Here is a 316-nt window from a genome sequence, read left to right as displayed (position 1 = left end):
CCACCGAGAGCGACGCCCGGCAGCCCGGATCCGCCACCGACGCCCGCGTCGTCGGCGAGACCGCCCGCCGGCGCACGTTCGCGGTGATCTCCCACCCCGACGCGGGCAAGTCGACCCTGACCGAGGCGCTGGCGCTGCACGCCGAGGTCATCGACTCCGCCGGTGCGGTGCACGGCAAGTCCGGCCGCAAGGGCGTCACCTCGGACTGGATGGAGATGGAGCGCGCCCGCGGCATCTCGGTGTCCTCGGCGGTGCTGCAGTTCGCCTACCGCGACTGCGTGATCAACCTGCTCGACACCCCCGGCCACGGCGACTC

At 73.4% G+C, this 316-nt stretch carries 1 protein-coding gene; it reads left to right on the top strand.

Translation table 11 applies throughout. The features are described 5' to 3' along the window. Nucleotides 1-316, top strand: a 316-nt coding sequence (locus tag DBV35_RS29710) for a GTP-binding protein (RefSeq protein ID WP_425428508.1), incomplete at both ends; no start/stop codon positions are given.

The sequence above is a fragment of the Acuticoccus kandeliae genome, assembly GCF_003073115.1.
Note: the sequence above shows the minus strand (reverse complement) of the source record. Positions and strands in the feature narration are given on the sequence as shown.